Annotated in this window: 18 protein-coding genes; 11 read left to right on the forward strand and 7 right to left on the reverse strand. The window is 75.9% G+C overall.

Annotation, left to right across the window (positions count from 1 at the left end; translation table 11 throughout):
* Position 1: 1 nt before the first annotated feature.
* The 3 genes from thiM to thiD are packed head-to-tail and all read left to right on the forward strand — an operon-like array spanning position 2 to position 2,258.
* A complete protein-coding gene (thiM, locus tag ABC795_RS00385; RefSeq protein ID WP_347058801.1) occupies positions 2-772 on the forward strand; it encodes a hydroxyethylthiazole kinase in 771 nt (256 codons plus the stop codon).
* Positions 769-1,425 (forward strand): thiamine phosphate synthase, encoded by a 657-nt coding sequence (thiE, locus tag ABC795_RS00390; protein ID WP_347058802.1) that lies wholly within the window; start codon positions 769-771, stop codon positions 1,423-1,425. Before thiM ends, thiE begins: the two co-directional genes overlap by 4 nt.
* Complete coding sequence (thiD, locus tag ABC795_RS00395) at positions 1,422-2,258, forward strand: bifunctional hydroxymethylpyrimidine kinase/phosphomethylpyrimidine kinase (RefSeq protein ID WP_347058804.1); 837 nt, start codon at positions 1,422-1,424, stop codon at positions 2,256-2,258. The genes thiE and thiD overlap by 4 nt, the downstream gene beginning before the upstream one ends.
* 4 nt (positions 2,259-2,262) lie before the next feature.
* On the opposite strand, the gene ABC795_RS00400 is transcribed toward thiD, so the two are convergent.
* A complete protein-coding gene (locus ABC795_RS00400) occupies positions 2,263-3,555 on the reverse strand; it encodes an Nramp family divalent metal transporter (protein ID WP_347058805.1) in 1,293 nt (430 codons plus the stop codon).
* A 97-nt stretch (positions 3,556-3,652) separates the two neighbouring features.
* Positions 3,653-4,372 (reverse strand): Mut7-C RNAse domain-containing protein, encoded by a 720-nt coding sequence (locus ABC795_RS00405; protein WP_347058806.1) that lies wholly within the window; start codon positions 4,370-4,372, stop codon positions 3,653-3,655.
* Between the two features lie 112 nt (positions 4,373-4,484).
* On the opposite strand from ABC795_RS00405, the gene ABC795_RS00410 reads away from it, so the two are divergent.
* Entirely contained in the window at positions 4,485-5,288 is an 804-nt protein-coding gene (locus tag ABC795_RS00410) for an SDR family NAD(P)-dependent oxidoreductase (RefSeq protein ID WP_347058807.1), read from the forward strand.
* Positions 5,289-5,310: 22 nt separating this feature from the next.
* Positions 5,311-5,850 carry a GNAT family N-acetyltransferase gene (locus ABC795_RS00415; protein WP_347058808.1) on the forward strand — a complete coding sequence of 180 codons (540 nt, stop codon included), beginning with the start codon at positions 5,311-5,313 and terminating at the stop codon, positions 5,848-5,850.
* A 51-nt stretch (positions 5,851-5,901) separates the two neighbouring features.
* Here the strand turns inward: ABC795_RS00415 and ABC795_RS00420 are convergent, their stop codons facing one another.
* The 3 genes from ABC795_RS00420 to ABC795_RS00430 are packed head-to-tail and all read right to left on the reverse strand — an operon-like array spanning position 5,902 to position 7,859.
* Positions 5,902-6,588: an alpha/beta hydrolase gene (locus ABC795_RS00420; RefSeq protein ID WP_347058809.1), complete on the reverse strand. Its 687-nt coding sequence runs from the start codon at positions 6,586-6,588 to the stop codon at positions 5,902-5,904.
* Positions 6,585-6,803 carry a hypothetical protein gene (locus tag ABC795_RS00425; protein ID WP_347058810.1) on the reverse strand — a complete coding sequence of 73 codons (219 nt, stop codon included), beginning with the start codon at positions 6,801-6,803 and terminating at the stop codon, positions 6,585-6,587. The genes ABC795_RS00420 and ABC795_RS00425 overlap by 4 nt, the downstream gene beginning before the upstream one ends.
* Before the next feature lie 42 nt (positions 6,804-6,845).
* Positions 6,846-7,859 (reverse strand): NADP-dependent oxidoreductase, encoded by a 1,014-nt coding sequence (locus ABC795_RS00430; RefSeq protein WP_347058811.1) that lies wholly within the window; start codon positions 7,857-7,859, stop codon positions 6,846-6,848.
* 89 nt (positions 7,860-7,948) lie between these two features.
* On the opposite strand from ABC795_RS00430, the gene msrA reads away from it, so the two are divergent.
* The 5 genes from msrA to ABC795_RS00455 all read left to right on the forward strand — a co-directional run bounded on the left by msrA (position 7,949) and on the right by ABC795_RS00455 (position 12,541).
* Complete coding sequence (gene msrA / locus ABC795_RS00435; protein ID WP_347058812.1) at positions 7,949-8,602, forward strand: peptide-methionine (S)-S-oxide reductase MsrA; 654 nt, start codon at positions 7,949-7,951, stop codon at positions 8,600-8,602.
* A 93-nt stretch (positions 8,603-8,695) separates the two neighbouring features.
* Positions 8,696-9,613 carry a haloalkane dehalogenase gene (locus tag ABC795_RS00440; RefSeq protein ID WP_347058813.1) on the forward strand — a complete coding sequence of 306 codons (918 nt, stop codon included), beginning with the start codon at positions 8,696-8,698 and terminating at the stop codon, positions 9,611-9,613.
* Positions 9,614-9,621: 8 nt separating this feature from the next.
* Positions 9,622-10,752, forward strand: coding sequence for a methyltransferase (locus tag ABC795_RS00445; protein WP_347058814.1), 1,131 nt, complete (start codon positions 9,622-9,624; stop codon positions 10,750-10,752).
* Positions 10,753-10,998: 246 nt separating this feature from the next.
* The gene (locus ABC795_RS00450) at positions 10,999-11,991 is read left to right on the forward strand and encodes a sensor histidine kinase (RefSeq protein WP_347058815.1); all 993 of its coding nucleotides are present in this window, start codon (positions 10,999-11,001) and stop codon (positions 11,989-11,991) included.
* A gap of 46 nt (positions 11,992-12,037) precedes the next feature.
* Positions 12,038-12,541 (forward strand): MarR family transcriptional regulator, encoded by a 504-nt coding sequence (locus tag ABC795_RS00455; protein WP_347058816.1) that lies wholly within the window; start codon positions 12,038-12,040, stop codon positions 12,539-12,541.
* Positions 12,542-12,610: 69 nt separating this feature from the next.
* Here the strand turns inward: ABC795_RS00455 and ABC795_RS00460 are convergent, their stop codons facing one another.
* Both ABC795_RS00460 and ABC795_RS00465 read right to left on the reverse strand, forming a co-directional pair.
* Positions 12,611-13,621 carry an ATP-dependent DNA ligase gene (locus ABC795_RS00460; RefSeq protein WP_347058817.1) on the reverse strand — a complete coding sequence of 337 codons (1,011 nt, stop codon included), beginning with the start codon at positions 13,619-13,621 and terminating at the stop codon, positions 12,611-12,613.
* A gap of 154 nt (positions 13,622-13,775) precedes the next feature.
* Entirely contained in the window at positions 13,776-14,303 is a 528-nt protein-coding gene (locus ABC795_RS00465) for an NUDIX hydrolase (RefSeq protein WP_347058818.1), read from the reverse strand.
* Positions 14,304-14,341: 38 nt separating this feature from the next.
* On the opposite strand from ABC795_RS00465, the gene ABC795_RS00470 reads away from it, so the two are divergent.
* The gene (locus ABC795_RS00470) at positions 14,342-14,830 is read left to right on the forward strand and encodes a DUF1992 domain-containing protein (RefSeq protein ID WP_347058819.1); all 489 of its coding nucleotides are present in this window, start codon (positions 14,342-14,344) and stop codon (positions 14,828-14,830) included.
* Positions 14,831-14,843: the final 13 nt, after the last annotated feature.

Genomic DNA, 14,843 nt, shown 5'->3' on the forward strand with positions numbered 1-14,843 from the left:
GTTGACCACCACCCGATCGGCGCTGACCGGCGCCGCTCCGCTCGTGCACTGCCTGACCAACACCGTGGTGCAGACGCTCACCGCGAACGCGCTGCTGGCCGTGGGAGCCGCTCCGGCGATGGTGGACGAGCCGCTGGAGGCCGAGGGCTTCGCGGCCGTGGCCTCGGCGGTGCTGGTCAACCTCGGCACGGTGCACGAGCGCACCGCTGCCGCCATGCGGCTCGCGGCGCGGGCGGCCGCCGCGGCGGGCACGCCCTGGGTGCTCGACCCGGTTGCGGTGGGCGGGCTGGCCTTCCGCACCGACCTGGCCGCCGAGCTGCTCGACTCCCGGCCCACCGTCGTCCGCGGCAACGCCTCCGAGATCATGGCGCTGGCCGGTGCCGGCGGGGGCGGGCGCGGGGTGGACTCGACGGCGACCGCCGACGACGCGCTGGGGGCCGCCACGGCGCTGGCAGGACGCACCGGCGGAGTGGTGGCGGTCAGCGGGCCGGTCGACCTGGTGACGGACGGGTCCCGCACCGTGGGGATCGGGGGCGGGTCGGTCCTGCTCACCCGCACCACCGGGGCCGGGTGCGCCCTCGGCGCGCTGGTCGCCGCCTACGTCGCGGTCGCCGGCGACGCGCTGACCGGAGCAGTCGCCGCCCACGCGCACGTCGCCCTCGCTGCCGAGGCCGCGGCCGCCGTCGCCGCCGGGCCCGGCACGTTCGCCCCGCTCTGGCTCGACGCCCTCGATGCGGTGACCGATTTCGGCCCGGCGCAGGTGACGGGGTGAGGCCGGCCTTCGACCCCACGCTCTACCTGGTCACCGACACGGCACTGGCCGGGGCCCGGGGCGTCCCCGACGTCGTCCGGGCCGCGGTGGCCGGCGGTGTCACGGCCGTGCAGGTCCGGGACAAGACGGCGTCGCGGCGGGAGCTGTACGACCTGACGGTGGCCGTGCGCGAGGCGCTGGCCGGCACGTCCGGGGTGGCGCTGTTCGTCGACGACGCGGTCGACGTCGCGCTCCTGGCCGGGGCGGACGGTGTGCACGTCGGCCAGGACGACCTGCCGCCCGCGGAGGTGCGGGCGCTGATCGGGCCGGACCGGCTGCTCGGTCTCTCGACCGGCGACGAGGCGGAGCTGGCCGTCGCGCTGGCGCTCCCGCCGGGCACGGTCGACGTCGTCGGCATCGGCCCGGTGTGGTCGACGCCGACCAAGCCCGACGCCGGTGCCGGTCTCGGACCGGCCGGGGTCGCCGTCCTCGCCACGGCCGCCCGGCGCGGTGGGCTGCGCTCGGTGGCGATCGGGGGCATCGACGCGGCGCGGGCTCCGCAGGTGACCGGCGTGGACGGGATCTGCGTGGTGTCCGCCATCTGCGCCGCCCCCGATCCGCAGGCGGCGGCCCGATCCCTGCGGTCGGCCCTCGCCGGGCGGGAGCCGGCATGACGCCCGTCGCGCTCACCGTCGCCGGCAGCGATCCCAGTGGCGGCGCCGGGATCCAGGCCGACGTCAAGACGTTCAGCGCGCTGGGCGTCTACGGCACCGCCGTCCTCACCGCGCTGACCGCGCAGAACACCCGTGGCGTCACCGGCGTGCACCCCGTGCCGGCGGCGTTCGTGGCCCAGCAGATCGGCACGCTCCTCGACGACGTGACGGTGCACGCCACCAAGACCGGCATGCTCGGCACGGCCGACGTCGTCCACGCCGTGGCCGCCGCACTGGCCGGCCGGGCCGCCGGGCCGGTGGTGGTCGACCCGGTCATGGTCGCCACCAGCGGCGACCGGCTCGTGGACGAGGACGCGATCGCCGCCGTGCGCGACGCCCTGCTGCCGGTGGCCGACCTGATCACACCCAACGTGCCCGAGGCCGCGGCACTGCTCGACGTACCGCCGGCTGCGACGGCCGACGAGCTGCCCGCCCAGGCACGCGCGCTGCTGGAGCTCGGCCCGCGGGCGGTCCTGCTCAAGGGCGGGCACCTCGGTGGGGCCGACAGCGTCGACGTCCTGGCCACCCCGGCCGGCGTCCTGACCACCGTGCGGCCGCGGATCTCCACCCGGGCGACGCACGGCACCGGCTGCACGCTGTCGTCGGCGATCGCCGCCCTGCTGGCCCGCCGTCGCGCCGGATCGGTGGACGTCTCCGTCGAGGTGGCCGACTGGACGCCGGTCGTCGAGGGGGCCCGCGACTACCTGCAGGTGGCGCTGGCCGGGGGTGCGGCGCTGGGCGTCGGCTCGGGGCACGGGCCGGTGCACCACTTCGCCGGCATCTGGGGCGGCTAGCGGGTCAGCCGATCACCAGGCCGAGCAGCAGGTGGCCGTTCAGCCCGATGATCAGCGCCGCGACGACGCAGCCGACGACGGTGGTGATCCGCCGGTTGACCCAGCCGGCCATCAGGTCGCGGCGGCTGGTCAGCCACAGCAGCGGCACCAGGGCGAACGGGATGCCGAACGACAGCACGACCTGCGACCACACCAGCGCCGTCGTCGGGTCGCCGCCCAGCACGAGCACCGCCAGCGCCGGCGCGAGGGTGATCAGCCGGCGGGTGAGCACCGGGATGTGCTTGCGCAGGAACCCGGCCATGACCACTTGGCCGGCGTGCGTGCCGACCGAGGAGGAGGCGAACCCCGACGCCAGCAGCGCGACGGCGAAGGCGAGCGCCGCGCCGGTGCCCAGCTGGTCGCCGAGCCCGGCGTGCACGCCTTCGAGGGTGTCGGCGCCGCTGCCGCTGGTGAACAGCTGCGCGGCGATGACCAGCATCGCCGCGTTGACCAGCCCGGCCAGGCCCATCGCGAGCAGCACGTCCAGCCGCTGGGCCCGCAGCAGCCGCCGTCGTCCCTGCCGGGTGCGGCCGGCGGTGACGGCGTCGCCGTAGCGGCCCGGGGTGAGCGCGGAGTGGACGTAGATGACGTGCGGCATGACCGTGGCGCCGAGGATGCCGGTGGCCAGCACGACGCTGTCGGCGCCGTCGAACGAGGGCACCATCCCGCCGGCCACCCCGCCCATGTCGACGCCGGCGCCGATCAGCGTGTAGCCGAAGCCGAGGCCGACGACCAGCAGCAGACCGGTGATGACGCGCTCGAAGGGCCGGTGCCCGCGGGACTGGGCGGCCAGCAGGATGAAGGCGACGACCGCGGTGATCAGCCCGCCGATCGGCAGCGGCACCCCGAACAGCAGGTTCAGGGCCACCGCGCCGCCGACGATCTCGGCCAGGTCGGTGGCGATGGCCACGGCCTCCGCCTGCAGCCAGAGGCCCCAGGTGACCGGCCGGGGGAGACGCTCCCGGCAGAGGGTGGCCAGGTCGCGGCCGGTGGCCAGCCCGAGCTTCGCCGTCAGCGACTGGATGAGCATCGCCATGAGGTTCGCCGCGACGATGACCCACAGCAGCGTGTACCCGAACGCCGCACCGCCGGAGAAGTTGGTGGCGAAGTTCCCGGGGTCGACGTAGGCGACGGCGGCGACGAAGGCCGGGCCCAGCATCGACCACAGCCGCCGGCGGCCCGGGGCGGGCGCGTGGGGCCGCGGAGCCGGCCCCAGCGTCGTGGGCAGGACGGCGGCCTCGGTCTTCGACAGGTACACGGCGGCCTCCGGGGCGGGCGGACGGTGGGCGATCGCTCCTCTCCTGCCCGGCGGAGGTGTCACGCCGGGGCCGACCGGTGGCCCCCCGGGGCCAAGGTCAGGCTGGCCTTGCCCGCGCCCCCGCTGCGCGCACGAGGGCGTTGATGCGCCGGGCGTGCGCGCCGCGCCAGTACACCTGCCCGCAGGCGGTGCACCGGGCGAACTCGTCGACGCTGCGTCGCGTGCCCGGCTCGAGCAGCTCGGCGACCTCGGCCTTCGGCACCGGCCGGACGACGCCGCCGCAGGCGGGGCACCGGGTCAGCGGCGCCAAGGCGGGCGCGAAGCGGTCGAGGACGTCGGCGAGCTGGGCCTGGGTGCCCGCGCCGCGGGCGAGGGCCCCGTGCCGCACGGCCGCGCGCATCAGCAGCCCGCGGTCCTGGGTGAGCAGCACCCGGTCATCCGCGGCGGCGCGGGCCACGAGGTCGGCGTCCTCCGCCCGGTTCGACCAGGCCGCGTCCAGGCCGAGCAGCCGCAGCCGGCGGGCCAGCGTGCCGAGGCCGACGTCGAGCAGGTAGCCGCCCGGCGGCGCGGCCTGCGGGCGGGCGCGCTCCTCGATCACGAGGGTGCTGCCCGGCCGGGCCCGGGCGGCGGGGGCGGCCGGCTCCCCGTCCAGCCGCAGGGAGCCGACCTCGGTCGGCGGCACGCCCGCCGCGCGCACCAGGTGGCCGAGGGTCGCGTCGGGATCGAACCGCAGTCGCCGGACGCCGACGGCGCGGTCCCGCGCCGGGAGCAGGAACCGCAGCGCGGGTGGCACCGCGACGGTGACGTCCACGGCCATGCCGGGGCCCCTACCCGGCCGGTCCGCCGGGCGACACGTGCGGCCGGCCAGGAGTGGGCCGCGCCGTCCCTGGGCACGGATCAGCCGTTCCCCGTCCGACCGTGGAGGTCCCGTGTCCGAAACAGCCGTCCGCCCCCTCGCCCTCGTCACCGGTGCCTCCAGCGGCATCGGGCTCGAGCTGGCCAAGCAGTTCGCCGAGCACGGCTACGACCTGATCGTCGCCGCCGAGGACACCGAGCTGGAGGCCGCGGCCCTGCAGCTGCGCGGGCTCGGCGCCGCCGTCTCCCCGGTGCGGGCCGACCTCACCCGGCGCGGGGAGGTGGAGAAGCTGGTCGCCGCCGTCCGCGGCGCCGGCCGACCGCTCGACGCGGCCGCCCTCAACGCAGGTGTCGGCGTCGGTGGCCGCTTCGCCGAGACCGATCTCGACGCGGAGATCGGGATGGTGGAGCTGAACTGCGTGTCGACGCTGCACCTGGCCAAGCGGGTGGTGCAGGACATGGTGGCCCGCGGCGAGGGGCGGATCCTGTTCACCTCCTCGGTGGCCTCTCAGGCGCCCGAGCCCTTCCAGGCGGTCTACTCCGCGACGAAGGCCTTCGTGCAGTTCCTCGCCCTCGGCATCCGCGAGGAGCTCGCCGGCACCGGCGTCACCGTGACCGCGCTGCTGCCCGGCCCCACCGACACCGAGTTCTTCGACCGGGGCGACCTCACCGACACCAAGCTGGGTGCCAGCGACAGCAAGGACGACCCCGCGCTGGTGGCGCGCCAGGGCTTCGAGGGCCTGATGAAGGGCGAGACCTCGGTGTTCGCCGGGTCGGTGAGCAGCAAGCTCATGGGCCGGCTCTCCGCGCTGATGCCCGACGCGCTCGCCGGCAAGACGCACAAGCCGATCACCGCCCCTGGTTCTGCCGAGAAGTGAGCCGCCGGGCACGATCGGTGCCGTGACGCCGCAGCCGCCGCCGCCTCCTCCCGAGCCGCTGGAGCCGTTCGAGCTCCCGGTCGGGAGCCGGCTGCTGCGGCCCTGGCGGGAGGACGACGTGGCCGCGGTGTGGGCTGCCTTCCAGGACCCCGACATCCGGCTGTGGAACGGCGGTGGCGTCGCCTCCCGCACCGACGCCCTGGTGCTGCTCGGGCGCCGGATGGACTGGACGTCGGGTGACCACGCGTCCTGGGCCCTGGTGGAGCCGGTGACCGACGAGCTGCTGGGGTCGGTCTCGCTGCACTCCATCGACCGGCTGCAGGGCGACGCGCAGATCGGCTACCGGACCATGCCGGCCGCACGCGGCCGGGGCCTGGCCGGCGGGGCGGTCGACGCCGTCTGCCGATGGGCCTTCGCAGCCCTGCCGATCGATCGGATCGAGCTGTGCCACGCGGTGGAGAACACGGCGTCGGGCCGGGTCGCTGCGAAGGCCGGTTTCACCCACGAGGGCCGGCTGCGGCGGTCGTCCGCTACGGCGACGGGGCGAAGCACGACGAGCTGATGTGGGCGCGGCTGGCCGGCGACCCGGCCCCGGGCCCGGGCTGACCTCCGGTCAGAGCGGAACGGCCAGACCCTCCGGCGCCGGCCGGGCCAGCGCCTCGGCGACGTCGGGCCGCATCGGCGCCAGCCCCGCCCCGGCCAGGACGACGTCGCGGGCGAAGGCGTGCCAGCGCGGCGCGGCACGCAGCATGCTGTGCCCGCCCGCGACCGTGAACCGGGCCACCCGGGCACCGGCGCGCTGGGCGCGGACGGCGAACTCGGCCGAGAGCTGCGCGGGGACCCAGCGGTCGCCGCGGCCGTGCAGGATCGCGACGGTGCGGCCCCGCAGGTGCCCCACCGGTTCGCCGGGCGGCGTCCAGGGCGCCAGGGCGCACACCGCGGCCACCCCGTCGTCCCCGCCCGCGCGCAGCACCGCCCGGCCACCCATCGAGTGCCCGACGAGCACGACCGGCAGGTCGCCGTGCTCGGCGCGGATCCGGTTCAGGCTCCAGCGCACGTCCGCGTAGGCGTCGGCCGCCGCACCGTTCCAGCCGGCCACCCGGTACCGCAGCAGGCAGGTCGTCAGCCCCCGGCCGGCGGCGGCCGAGGACACGAAGTGCTCGACCGCCCGCATCCGGACCAGCGACAGGGCCCGCTCCTTGGGCGGCTCCGCGCTGGCCACCGTCCCGCCGTGGCAGAACAGCGCGACCGCGCGGGGGGTGGCGGTGGCCGGACGGGTCTCGAGGACCGGCCCGGTCACGCCCGGCGCGACCGGCGGGACCGGCGGCCGCCGCCCAGGCTCGCCCGGGCGCGGTCGCCGAGGTCACCGGCCTTGAGCAGGGCGTTGCTGACCGTGGAGGGACCGCGGCGCTGCTCGATCCCCCGCCCGAGACGGCGGAGCACGCCGGTGGCCAGGGGGACGACGACGGTCAGGATCAGCCACATGCGCAGCCGGCGGGTGAAGAAGAGCCACATGACCCGCACTCTGCCCCGCCGTCGTCCCCGGAAACCGCGGGGTCAGTCGGCCAGCTTGACGATCATCTTCCCGGTGTTCCCGCCGCGGAGGAGGTCGAGGAAGGCGTCGACTGCGTCGTCCAGCCCCTCGCGGACGGTCTCGCGGACGACGAGCTGCCCCGAGGTGAGCAGCGCGCCCACCTTCTCGCTGAACTCCGGGGCCAGATCGGCGTGGTCCCCGACGATGAACCCTCGCAGGCTCAGCTTCTTGGTCACCATCATGAACATGTTGCGCGGCCCGGGTGGCGGCTCGGTGGCGTTGTAGCCGGAGATCGCGCCGCACAGCGCGCCCCGGCCGTGCTCGTTGAACGCGCCGATGGCCGCCTCGAGGTGCTCACCGCCCACGTTGTCGAAGAAGACGTCGATGCCGCCGGGCGCCGCCGCCGCGAGCTGCTCCGCGACCGGTCCGTCGTGGTAGTCGAAGGCCGCAGTGAAGCCGAGCTCCCCGGTCAGCCAGCGCACCTTCTCCGGCGTGCCCGCGCTGCCGATGACCGCCGAGGCACCGTTGAGCCGCGCGAACTGGCCGACCAGGCTGCCCACCGCGCCGGCGGCGCCGGAGACGAAGACCGCGTCGCCCTCCTGGAAGGCGGCGAGCCGGAACAGGCCCGCCCAGGCGGTGAGGCCCGGCATGCCGAGGACGCCCAGGTGGTAGCTCGGCGGGATGCCCGGCAGCTCGGGCAGCACCCGGACGTGCGCGGCGTCGAGCACGGCGATGTCGCGCCAGGCCGCGTCGGCGAGGACGAGGGCGCCCTCCGGGACGTCGGGGGAGCGGGAGGTGACCACCCGGCCGACCGCGCCGCCCCGCATGGTCTCGCCGATCTCCCAGCGGGCGGCGTAGGACTTGCCGGCGTTCATCCGGCCGCGCATGTACGGGTCGACGCTCATCACGAGCATCCGGACGACGACCTGTCCGTCGGCCGGATCGGGTCGCTCCAGCTCGACCAGGCGGAAGTCGTCGGGGGTCGGCTCGCCGTGCGGCCGGGCCGCCAGTTGCCATTCACGCGTCGCTACGGGCACGACCGCGATCCTGCCCGGTGCAGGTCAGGGCCGCAGACGGCGGTCCGGTCGCGCGCCGCCGGGTTGCGGCCCGGGCCTACGCTCGGGGCATGCTCTTCTCCCGGTTCAAGACGCAGCCCGTCTCGGCCGAGGACGCGCTGCCCGGCCGTCCCGACCCGCTGCCGCACGTGCCCGAGGTGCACGCGATCAACGGCAACCGCATCCAGCCGCCGTTTCCCGACGGCATGCAGACCGCGGTGTTCGGCGCCGGGTGCTTCTGGGGGGTGGAGAAGGTGTTCTGGGAGCTCCCGGGGGTCTACTCGACGGCGGCCGGCTACGCGGGCGGTCACACGCCCAACCCCACGTACGAGGAGGTCTGCTCGGCGCGCACCGGGCACACCGAGGTGGTCCTCGTCGTCTTCGACCCCGCGGTGACCTCCTACGAGCAGCTGCTCAAGGCGTTCTGGGAGGACCACGACCCGACGCAGGGCATGCGCCAGGGCAACGACATCGGCACCCAGTACCGCTCGGCGATCTACTACGCCTCGCCCGAGCAGGAGAAGGCCGCGCTGGCCACCCGGGACGCCTACCAGGAGCGGCTGACCGCCGCCGGCTACGGCGAGATCACCACCGAGATCGCGCCGCTGGGGGAGTTCTTCTACGCGGAGGACTACCACCAGCAGTATCTCTACAAGGTGCCCAACGGCTACTGCCCGGTGCACTCGACCGGCGTCTCCTGCCCCGTGGGCCTGCCGAACGTGTGACCCGCCCTCCGGAACAGGAGGCTGTGCACACGGTCCTGGCGACGAGACGGATGCATGGGTTCGGCGTGCCCGAGGCCTGGGAAAGGCGGCTTCATGGAGATCCTGCGGACGCCCGACGAGCGGTTCACCGGCCTGCCCGACTTCCCGTACGAGCCCCGCTACGTCCAGGTCGACGACGGCGACGGCGGGCGGCTCCGGATCGCCTACCTCGACGAGGGCCCCGCGGACGGCGAGACGGTGCTGCTCCTGCACGGCGAGCCGTCGTGGTCGTTCCTCTACCGCCGGATGATCCCCGTCCTGACGGCGGCGGGCCTGCGCGTCGTCGTTCCTGACCTGGTCGGCTTCGGCCGCTCGGACAAGCCGGTCGACCGCGCGGACTACACCTATGCCCGCCACGTGGAGTGGATGCGGCAGGCGCTGCTCGACGAGCTCGACCTGCGCGACATCACGTTCGTCGGCCAGGACTGGGGAGGGTTGATCGGTCTCCGGCTGGTCGCGGAGAACCCCGACCGGTTCGCCCGCGTGGTCGCCGCCAACACCGGCCTCCCGACCGGGGACCAGAAGATGAGCGAGGCGTTCCTGGCCTGGCAGCGGTTCTCCCAGGAGAGCCCGAAGTTCCACATCGGCCGGATCGTCGGCAACGGCACCGTCGCCGGCCTCGCCCCCGAGGTGGTCGCCGCCTACGACGCCCCCTTCCCGGACGACCGGTACACCGCCGGGGCCCGGCAGTTCCCCGCGCTGGTGCCGACGTCGCCCGACGATCCGGCGGCCGCGGCCAACCGAGCCGCCTGGGAGGTGCTGACCCGCTGGGAGAAGCCCTTCCTGACGGCCTTCTCCGACGGCGACCCGATCACCGGCGGGGGCGAGCGGGTGTTCCAGAAGCTCGTCCCCGGGGCCCGGGGGATGGCGCACACGACGCTGCGCGGCGGAGGGCACTTCCTCCAGGAGGACGTCGGCCCCGAGCTCGCCCGCGTCGTCGCCGACCTCGTCGCCGCCACTCCCCGGCCCTGAACGCGGACGTGCCCGTCTCCCCGGCCGAGGTCCTCGGGGCGCTCCGGCGGGAGCCGGACGTCGAGGCCCCCGACCTGGTCGCCGTCGACGCGACCGACCGGCTGCTGCTCGACATCGCGGCCGACCTCGTCGCCGGCTGCGGCGGCGGGGAGGTCGCCGTCGTCGACGACTCCTACGGCGCGCTGGCCCTGGGGTTGGCGGCCCGGCACGGGCTGACCGGCCTGCGGGTGAGCCAGGACCTGCTGGTGGGGGAGCGGGCGCTGGCCGCCAACGCCGAGCGGGTGGGCCTGGCCGGCAGCTTCCGCTCGCTGCCGCTCGGCGAGGAGCTGGCCGCCGGGGCCCGGGTGGTGCTGGTCAAGGCCCCCAAGGCGCTCGACGCGCTGCGGGAGATCGCCGAGGTGGTCGCCGCCTCGGCGGCCCCCGACGTCACCGTCCTGGTGGGCGGCCGGGTGAAGCACATGACGCACGCGATGAACGACGTCCTCGGCGCGTCGTTCGGCGAGGTGCAGGCGACGCTGGCGCGGCAGAAGTCGCGGGTGCTGGTCGCCCGCGGGCCGCGGCCGCGACCGTCGTCGTTCCCCCGGCAGCATGTGCACCCCGACCTGGGGTTGACCGTCTGCGCCCACGGCGCCGCGTTCGCCGGCACGAAGATCGACATCGGTACCCGGGCGCTGGTGCGCTCGCTGCCGGAGATGGCCGCCGACGCGCGGAGCGCCCTGGACCTCGGCTGCGGGACCGGGGTGCTGGCCACCCTCCTGGCACGGAGCCGGCCGGAGCTGCGGGTGCTCGCCGTGGACCAGTCCGCGGCGGCGGTCGCCTCCGCGGCGGCGACCGCTGCGGCCAACGGGGTGGCCGACCGCGTGGTAGCCCTCCGGGACGACGCCGCGGCGACGGTGCCCGACCGCAGCGTCGACCTCGTCGTCTGCAATCCGCCCTTCCACGTCGGCGCCGCGGTCGTTACCACGGCGGCCGACCGGATGTTCGCGGCCGCGGCACGGCTGCTCCGGCCCGGAGGTGAGCTCTGGACGGTCTACAACTCCGCGCTGCGCTACCGCCCGGTGCTCGGTCGCGTGGTCGGGCCGACGCGCGTGGCCGGGCAGGACCCCAAGTTCACGGTGGCGGTGTCCCGCCGCCGGTGAGGCGGGTGGGGCGGCCGGTGATCGGGAACGGGACAGGCCCGGTCCGGCCGCTCCTCCCGTGCTGCGGCCCACCCGCGCATTGCTCCACGTGGAACATCCGGCGGGGCGCCTCCGCCGGAGGCCGCCCTTCGGAGTGAACGGAGCTCGTTCCGCCGCGCCCCGGCGGCGGCGCGTGCCGGATGATGTCGGAGAATGCTCAACCAGTTGGCCGGGACGGTTCCGGTCCCGGATGGTGCAGGGGTCGGGATGTCTCAGGTGGCGGACGGCGACGCGGCCGGCGCTGTCGCCGGGACCCGTCCGCGCGGCAGCCACGTGGCGGCGCTGGTCGGCTCCGACGACGACCTCCTCGCCTGCGCCCTGCCGTACCTGGACGAGGGGCTGCGCGACGACGACCTCGTCGTCCTCGCCTGCGCGCCGGACACCGCGATGCTGATCTCCGGCGCGCTGGGTGAGCGCGCGGGGGCGGTCGAGTCCGACGCCCGGCTGCGCCTGCTGGACACCGCCGTGCCCGACGCCGTCGCGGCGACGTGGGAGCTGATGCGGCGGGCGAAGGCGGGCGGTTCCGGCCGGCTGCGCATCGCCGGCCAGCTGGACTTCGGCCCAGAGCCGCGGAACTGGCGGGAGGGTCTGCGCTACGAGGCCGCCATGAACCTCCTCCTGGCGGCCCGCCCGGTCTCGGCGCTGTGCCTCTTCGACCGCCGGGCGCTGCCCGCCGAGGTGCTGGCCGACGTCCCCGGCACGCACCCCACGCTGCTGGACGGGGGCCGCCCCCGCGCCGTCGCCAGCCCCGGGTTCCAGGAGCCGGCCGACTTCGTCCGCCGGCTGCCCCTGCCGCGCGAGCCGGTGGAGGACGCCGCACCGGACGTCGCGATCGAGGACTCCCCGTCGCTGGCCGTGCTCCGCCGCGAGCTGCGGGGGGTCGTCGAGAGCCGCGTCCCCGACCCCGACCAGGCCGCCGACCTGCACTTCGCGGTCAGCGAGATCGCCTCCAACGCCTTCCGGCACGGCTCGCGACCGGTCTCCGCCCGGGTGTGGGCCACCGCCGACCGGTTGGTGTGCACGATCAGCGACCACGGCGGCGGCTTCGACGTCCCCTTCGCCGGCTTCCGGCCGGCCCACGGGGTGGACCTCGCCAACGGTGGCATGGGCCTGTGGCTGGCCCGCAAGCTCTGGGACCACGTCGACGTGCTGCCGGAGCAGGTCGGGTGCACCGTCCGGCTCAGCACGCGGCTGCGCTGACGCGCGCCGCCCGAGCCGTGTGGGCTGGGCCACTACGGTGAGCGACGTGGAGGACGCCGTCGACCAGATCCTGCGGCAGTGGGCCCGGGAGCGGCCGGACCTGGACTGCTCGCCGATGGGGATCGTCGGGCGCATCACCCAGCTGCAGCGCGAGGTGCACCTGGCGCAGCGGGCCACCTTCGCCCGTCACGGCCTGGACGCGCCGTCCTTCGACGTGCTGGCCGCGCTGCGCCGGGCGGGCGAGCCCTACCAGCTCACGCCCACCGCGCTCATGCGCACGGCCCTGGTCACCTCCGGCGCCATCACCCAGCGGCTGGACCGGCTCGAGGAGAAGGGCCTGATCACCCGCGAGCGGAGCGAGGCCGACGGCCGGGCCGTCGTCGTCACGCTGACCGCGGCCGGCCGGTCGGCCCTGGACGCCGCGCTACCCGACCACCTGGACACCGAGCGGCGGCTGCTCGACGCGCTGCCGTCGGAGGACCGCGAGCAGCTCGCGGCGCTGCTGCGCCGTCTCCTGGTCGGCCTGGGCCGGGTGCCGCAGGAGCCGTAGGGCTCCGGTTCAGAAGGGGACGTTCCCGAGCGGCCGGCGAGCTGCGGCAGCGGCTCGGCACGGAGCTGCTCAGACCGGGGGGAGGTCCTCGGGGCGGAGGTCGGGCCGGACCCGGACGAAGCGCAGGGGGTGGCGGAACACCCCGGCCTGCAGAGCGGCGTCGGCGCTCACCTCGACGACGGCGGCCGGCTCGACGCGGGTGAGCGGAACCGACAGCCGCCCGCCGCCGAACCGGCCGGTGCCGATGCGCTCGGGCCAGGGGTGGTCCTCGCCCGCCGGGCGCAGCACCGCCGCCAGCTCTGCCGACTGCGCGGGGGACAGCGGGCTGGTGCGCCCGACGACGACCAGCTCGCCGTCGCGGTAGCGGCCGGCGACCAGCTGGCCTGGCCGCTCCAGGGAGCCGATCACCCCGCCGGCGAGCACCTCGGTGGTCTCCCAGCTCTTCACCTTCAACCACTCGCGGCGGCCCGGGGCGTAGCGGGTGGCCGCGCCCTTCACCACCAGGCCCTCGACGCCGGCGGGCCGGAAGTCGTCGAACCACTGCCGGGCCTGCGCGGGGTCGGCGGTGATCAGGGAGAGCTGCAGCGGCGGCGCCCAGCGGCCGGCCAGCTGCTCGAGGGCGGCCCGGCGGCGGGTGAGGGTGCGGCCGCGCAGGTCCTCCCCGCCGGCGGCCAGGAGGTCGAAGGCGACGTAGGAGGCCGGCGTGGCGGTGGCCTGCGCGGCGATGCGGCCGGCGGAGGCGACCATCCGGCGCTGCAGCAGCCCGAAGTCCAGCCGGTCGCCGTTCCAGATGACGACCTCGCCGTCGACCACCGAGCCCGCGGGCAGCTGGGCGAGGGCGGCCGCCGCGACGTCGGGGAAGCGGTCGGTGAGATCCCGTCCCTGCTTCGACCACAGCCGGGTGGAGCTCCGGTCGCGCACGATCACCAGCCGGTAGCCGTCCCACTTGGGCTCGTAGCGGCAACCGCCGGCCAGGGCTCCCGGGTGCGGGATCTCCCGGATCGGCTTGGCCAGCTCCACGGCGACCGGACCGGCCAGCTCCGGCGGCAGCGCGGGCAGACCCGGGACGGACAGCGGCACGGCGACCAGCCTGTGGGGTGCCGAGCCGGCTCGCAGCCCCGTGAGCGGGCGGTTCACTCCTTCGTGGCAGGTCGCCACGCTCCGCTGTGACGCCGGTGGGCGGCACGCCCCGGCGACGGCGTCAACCCGCCGGAGCGCGGGCCGGCAGGGCCCCTCAGGTTCGGTCGAGGAGGAGCAGCGCGAAGGCGGCCAGTGACGGCCCGTCGGTGAACCGGCCGGCCCGGATCATGGCCCGCAGCTCTCGCTCCGGCACGAACGCGGAGACCATGTCTGCCTCGGTCGCCTCGCGCGCGGTGGAGCCGGGCGTCAGGTCCGTGGCCAGCCAGACGTCGAACTCCTGGGTGGACAGGCCCGGCGCCAGGTCGAGGTGGCCCAGGTGGGTCAGGGTGCCGGCCCGCAACCCGGTCTCCTCGGCGAGCTCCACCCGGGCGAGCTCCTCCGCGGTCCCGTCCACGCCCTGCGACCAGGTGCCCTGCGGGAACTCCCAGGCGCGCCGGCCGAGCGGGTGACGGAACTGCTCCACCAGCCAGAAGCCGTTCCGCTCGGCGGGCAGCACCAGCGCGAAGTGCGGCTTCTCCACGACGCCGTACACCCCGCTGGACCCGTCGGCCCGCTCGACGGTGTCCTCCCGCACCCGGATCCACGGGTTGCGGTAGACCTCCCGGCTGCCCGTCGTCCGCATGGTGGCGAGCCTGGCACAGGCGTGGACCATGGACGGTGATGACCGAGCGAAAGCCGCCGGGGGTCTCCTTCGAGACCTGGGTGGACACCCAGATCGCGCGAGCCCGGGAGCGCGGTGACTTCGACCGCCTCAGCGGCGCGGGCAAGCCGATCGCCGACCTGCACCGGGAGATGACCGCCTACGACTGGGCGGTCGCCAAGGCTCGCCGCGAGGGCATCGAGACCGCGGAGATGCTGCCGCCGGGCCTCGCGCTGCGCCGCGAGCGGGACGTGCTGCCCGAACGCGCGGCGCGGCTGGACAGCGAGGTGGCCGTCCGGGCGCTGGCCGAGGACTACAACGCCCGCGTGGAGGCCTTCTGGCGCACACCCCAGCCCAGCCGCTGGGCGCCGGTGCCCGGCCTGGCCGACGTCGAGGCGCTGGTGGCGGGATGGCTGGCGGCCCGCCCGCCGGAGCCGCCGCCGGCACCCCCGGTGGCGGAGGTGGGGCGGCGGCGGCCCTGGTGGCGGCGCCTGCCCCGCCGGACCTGAGCCCGGCTCGGTC

The organism is Blastococcus sp. HT6-30 (assembly GCF_039729015.1).
Classification (GTDB): Bacteria; Actinomycetota; Actinomycetes; order Mycobacteriales; family Geodermatophilaceae; genus Blastococcus.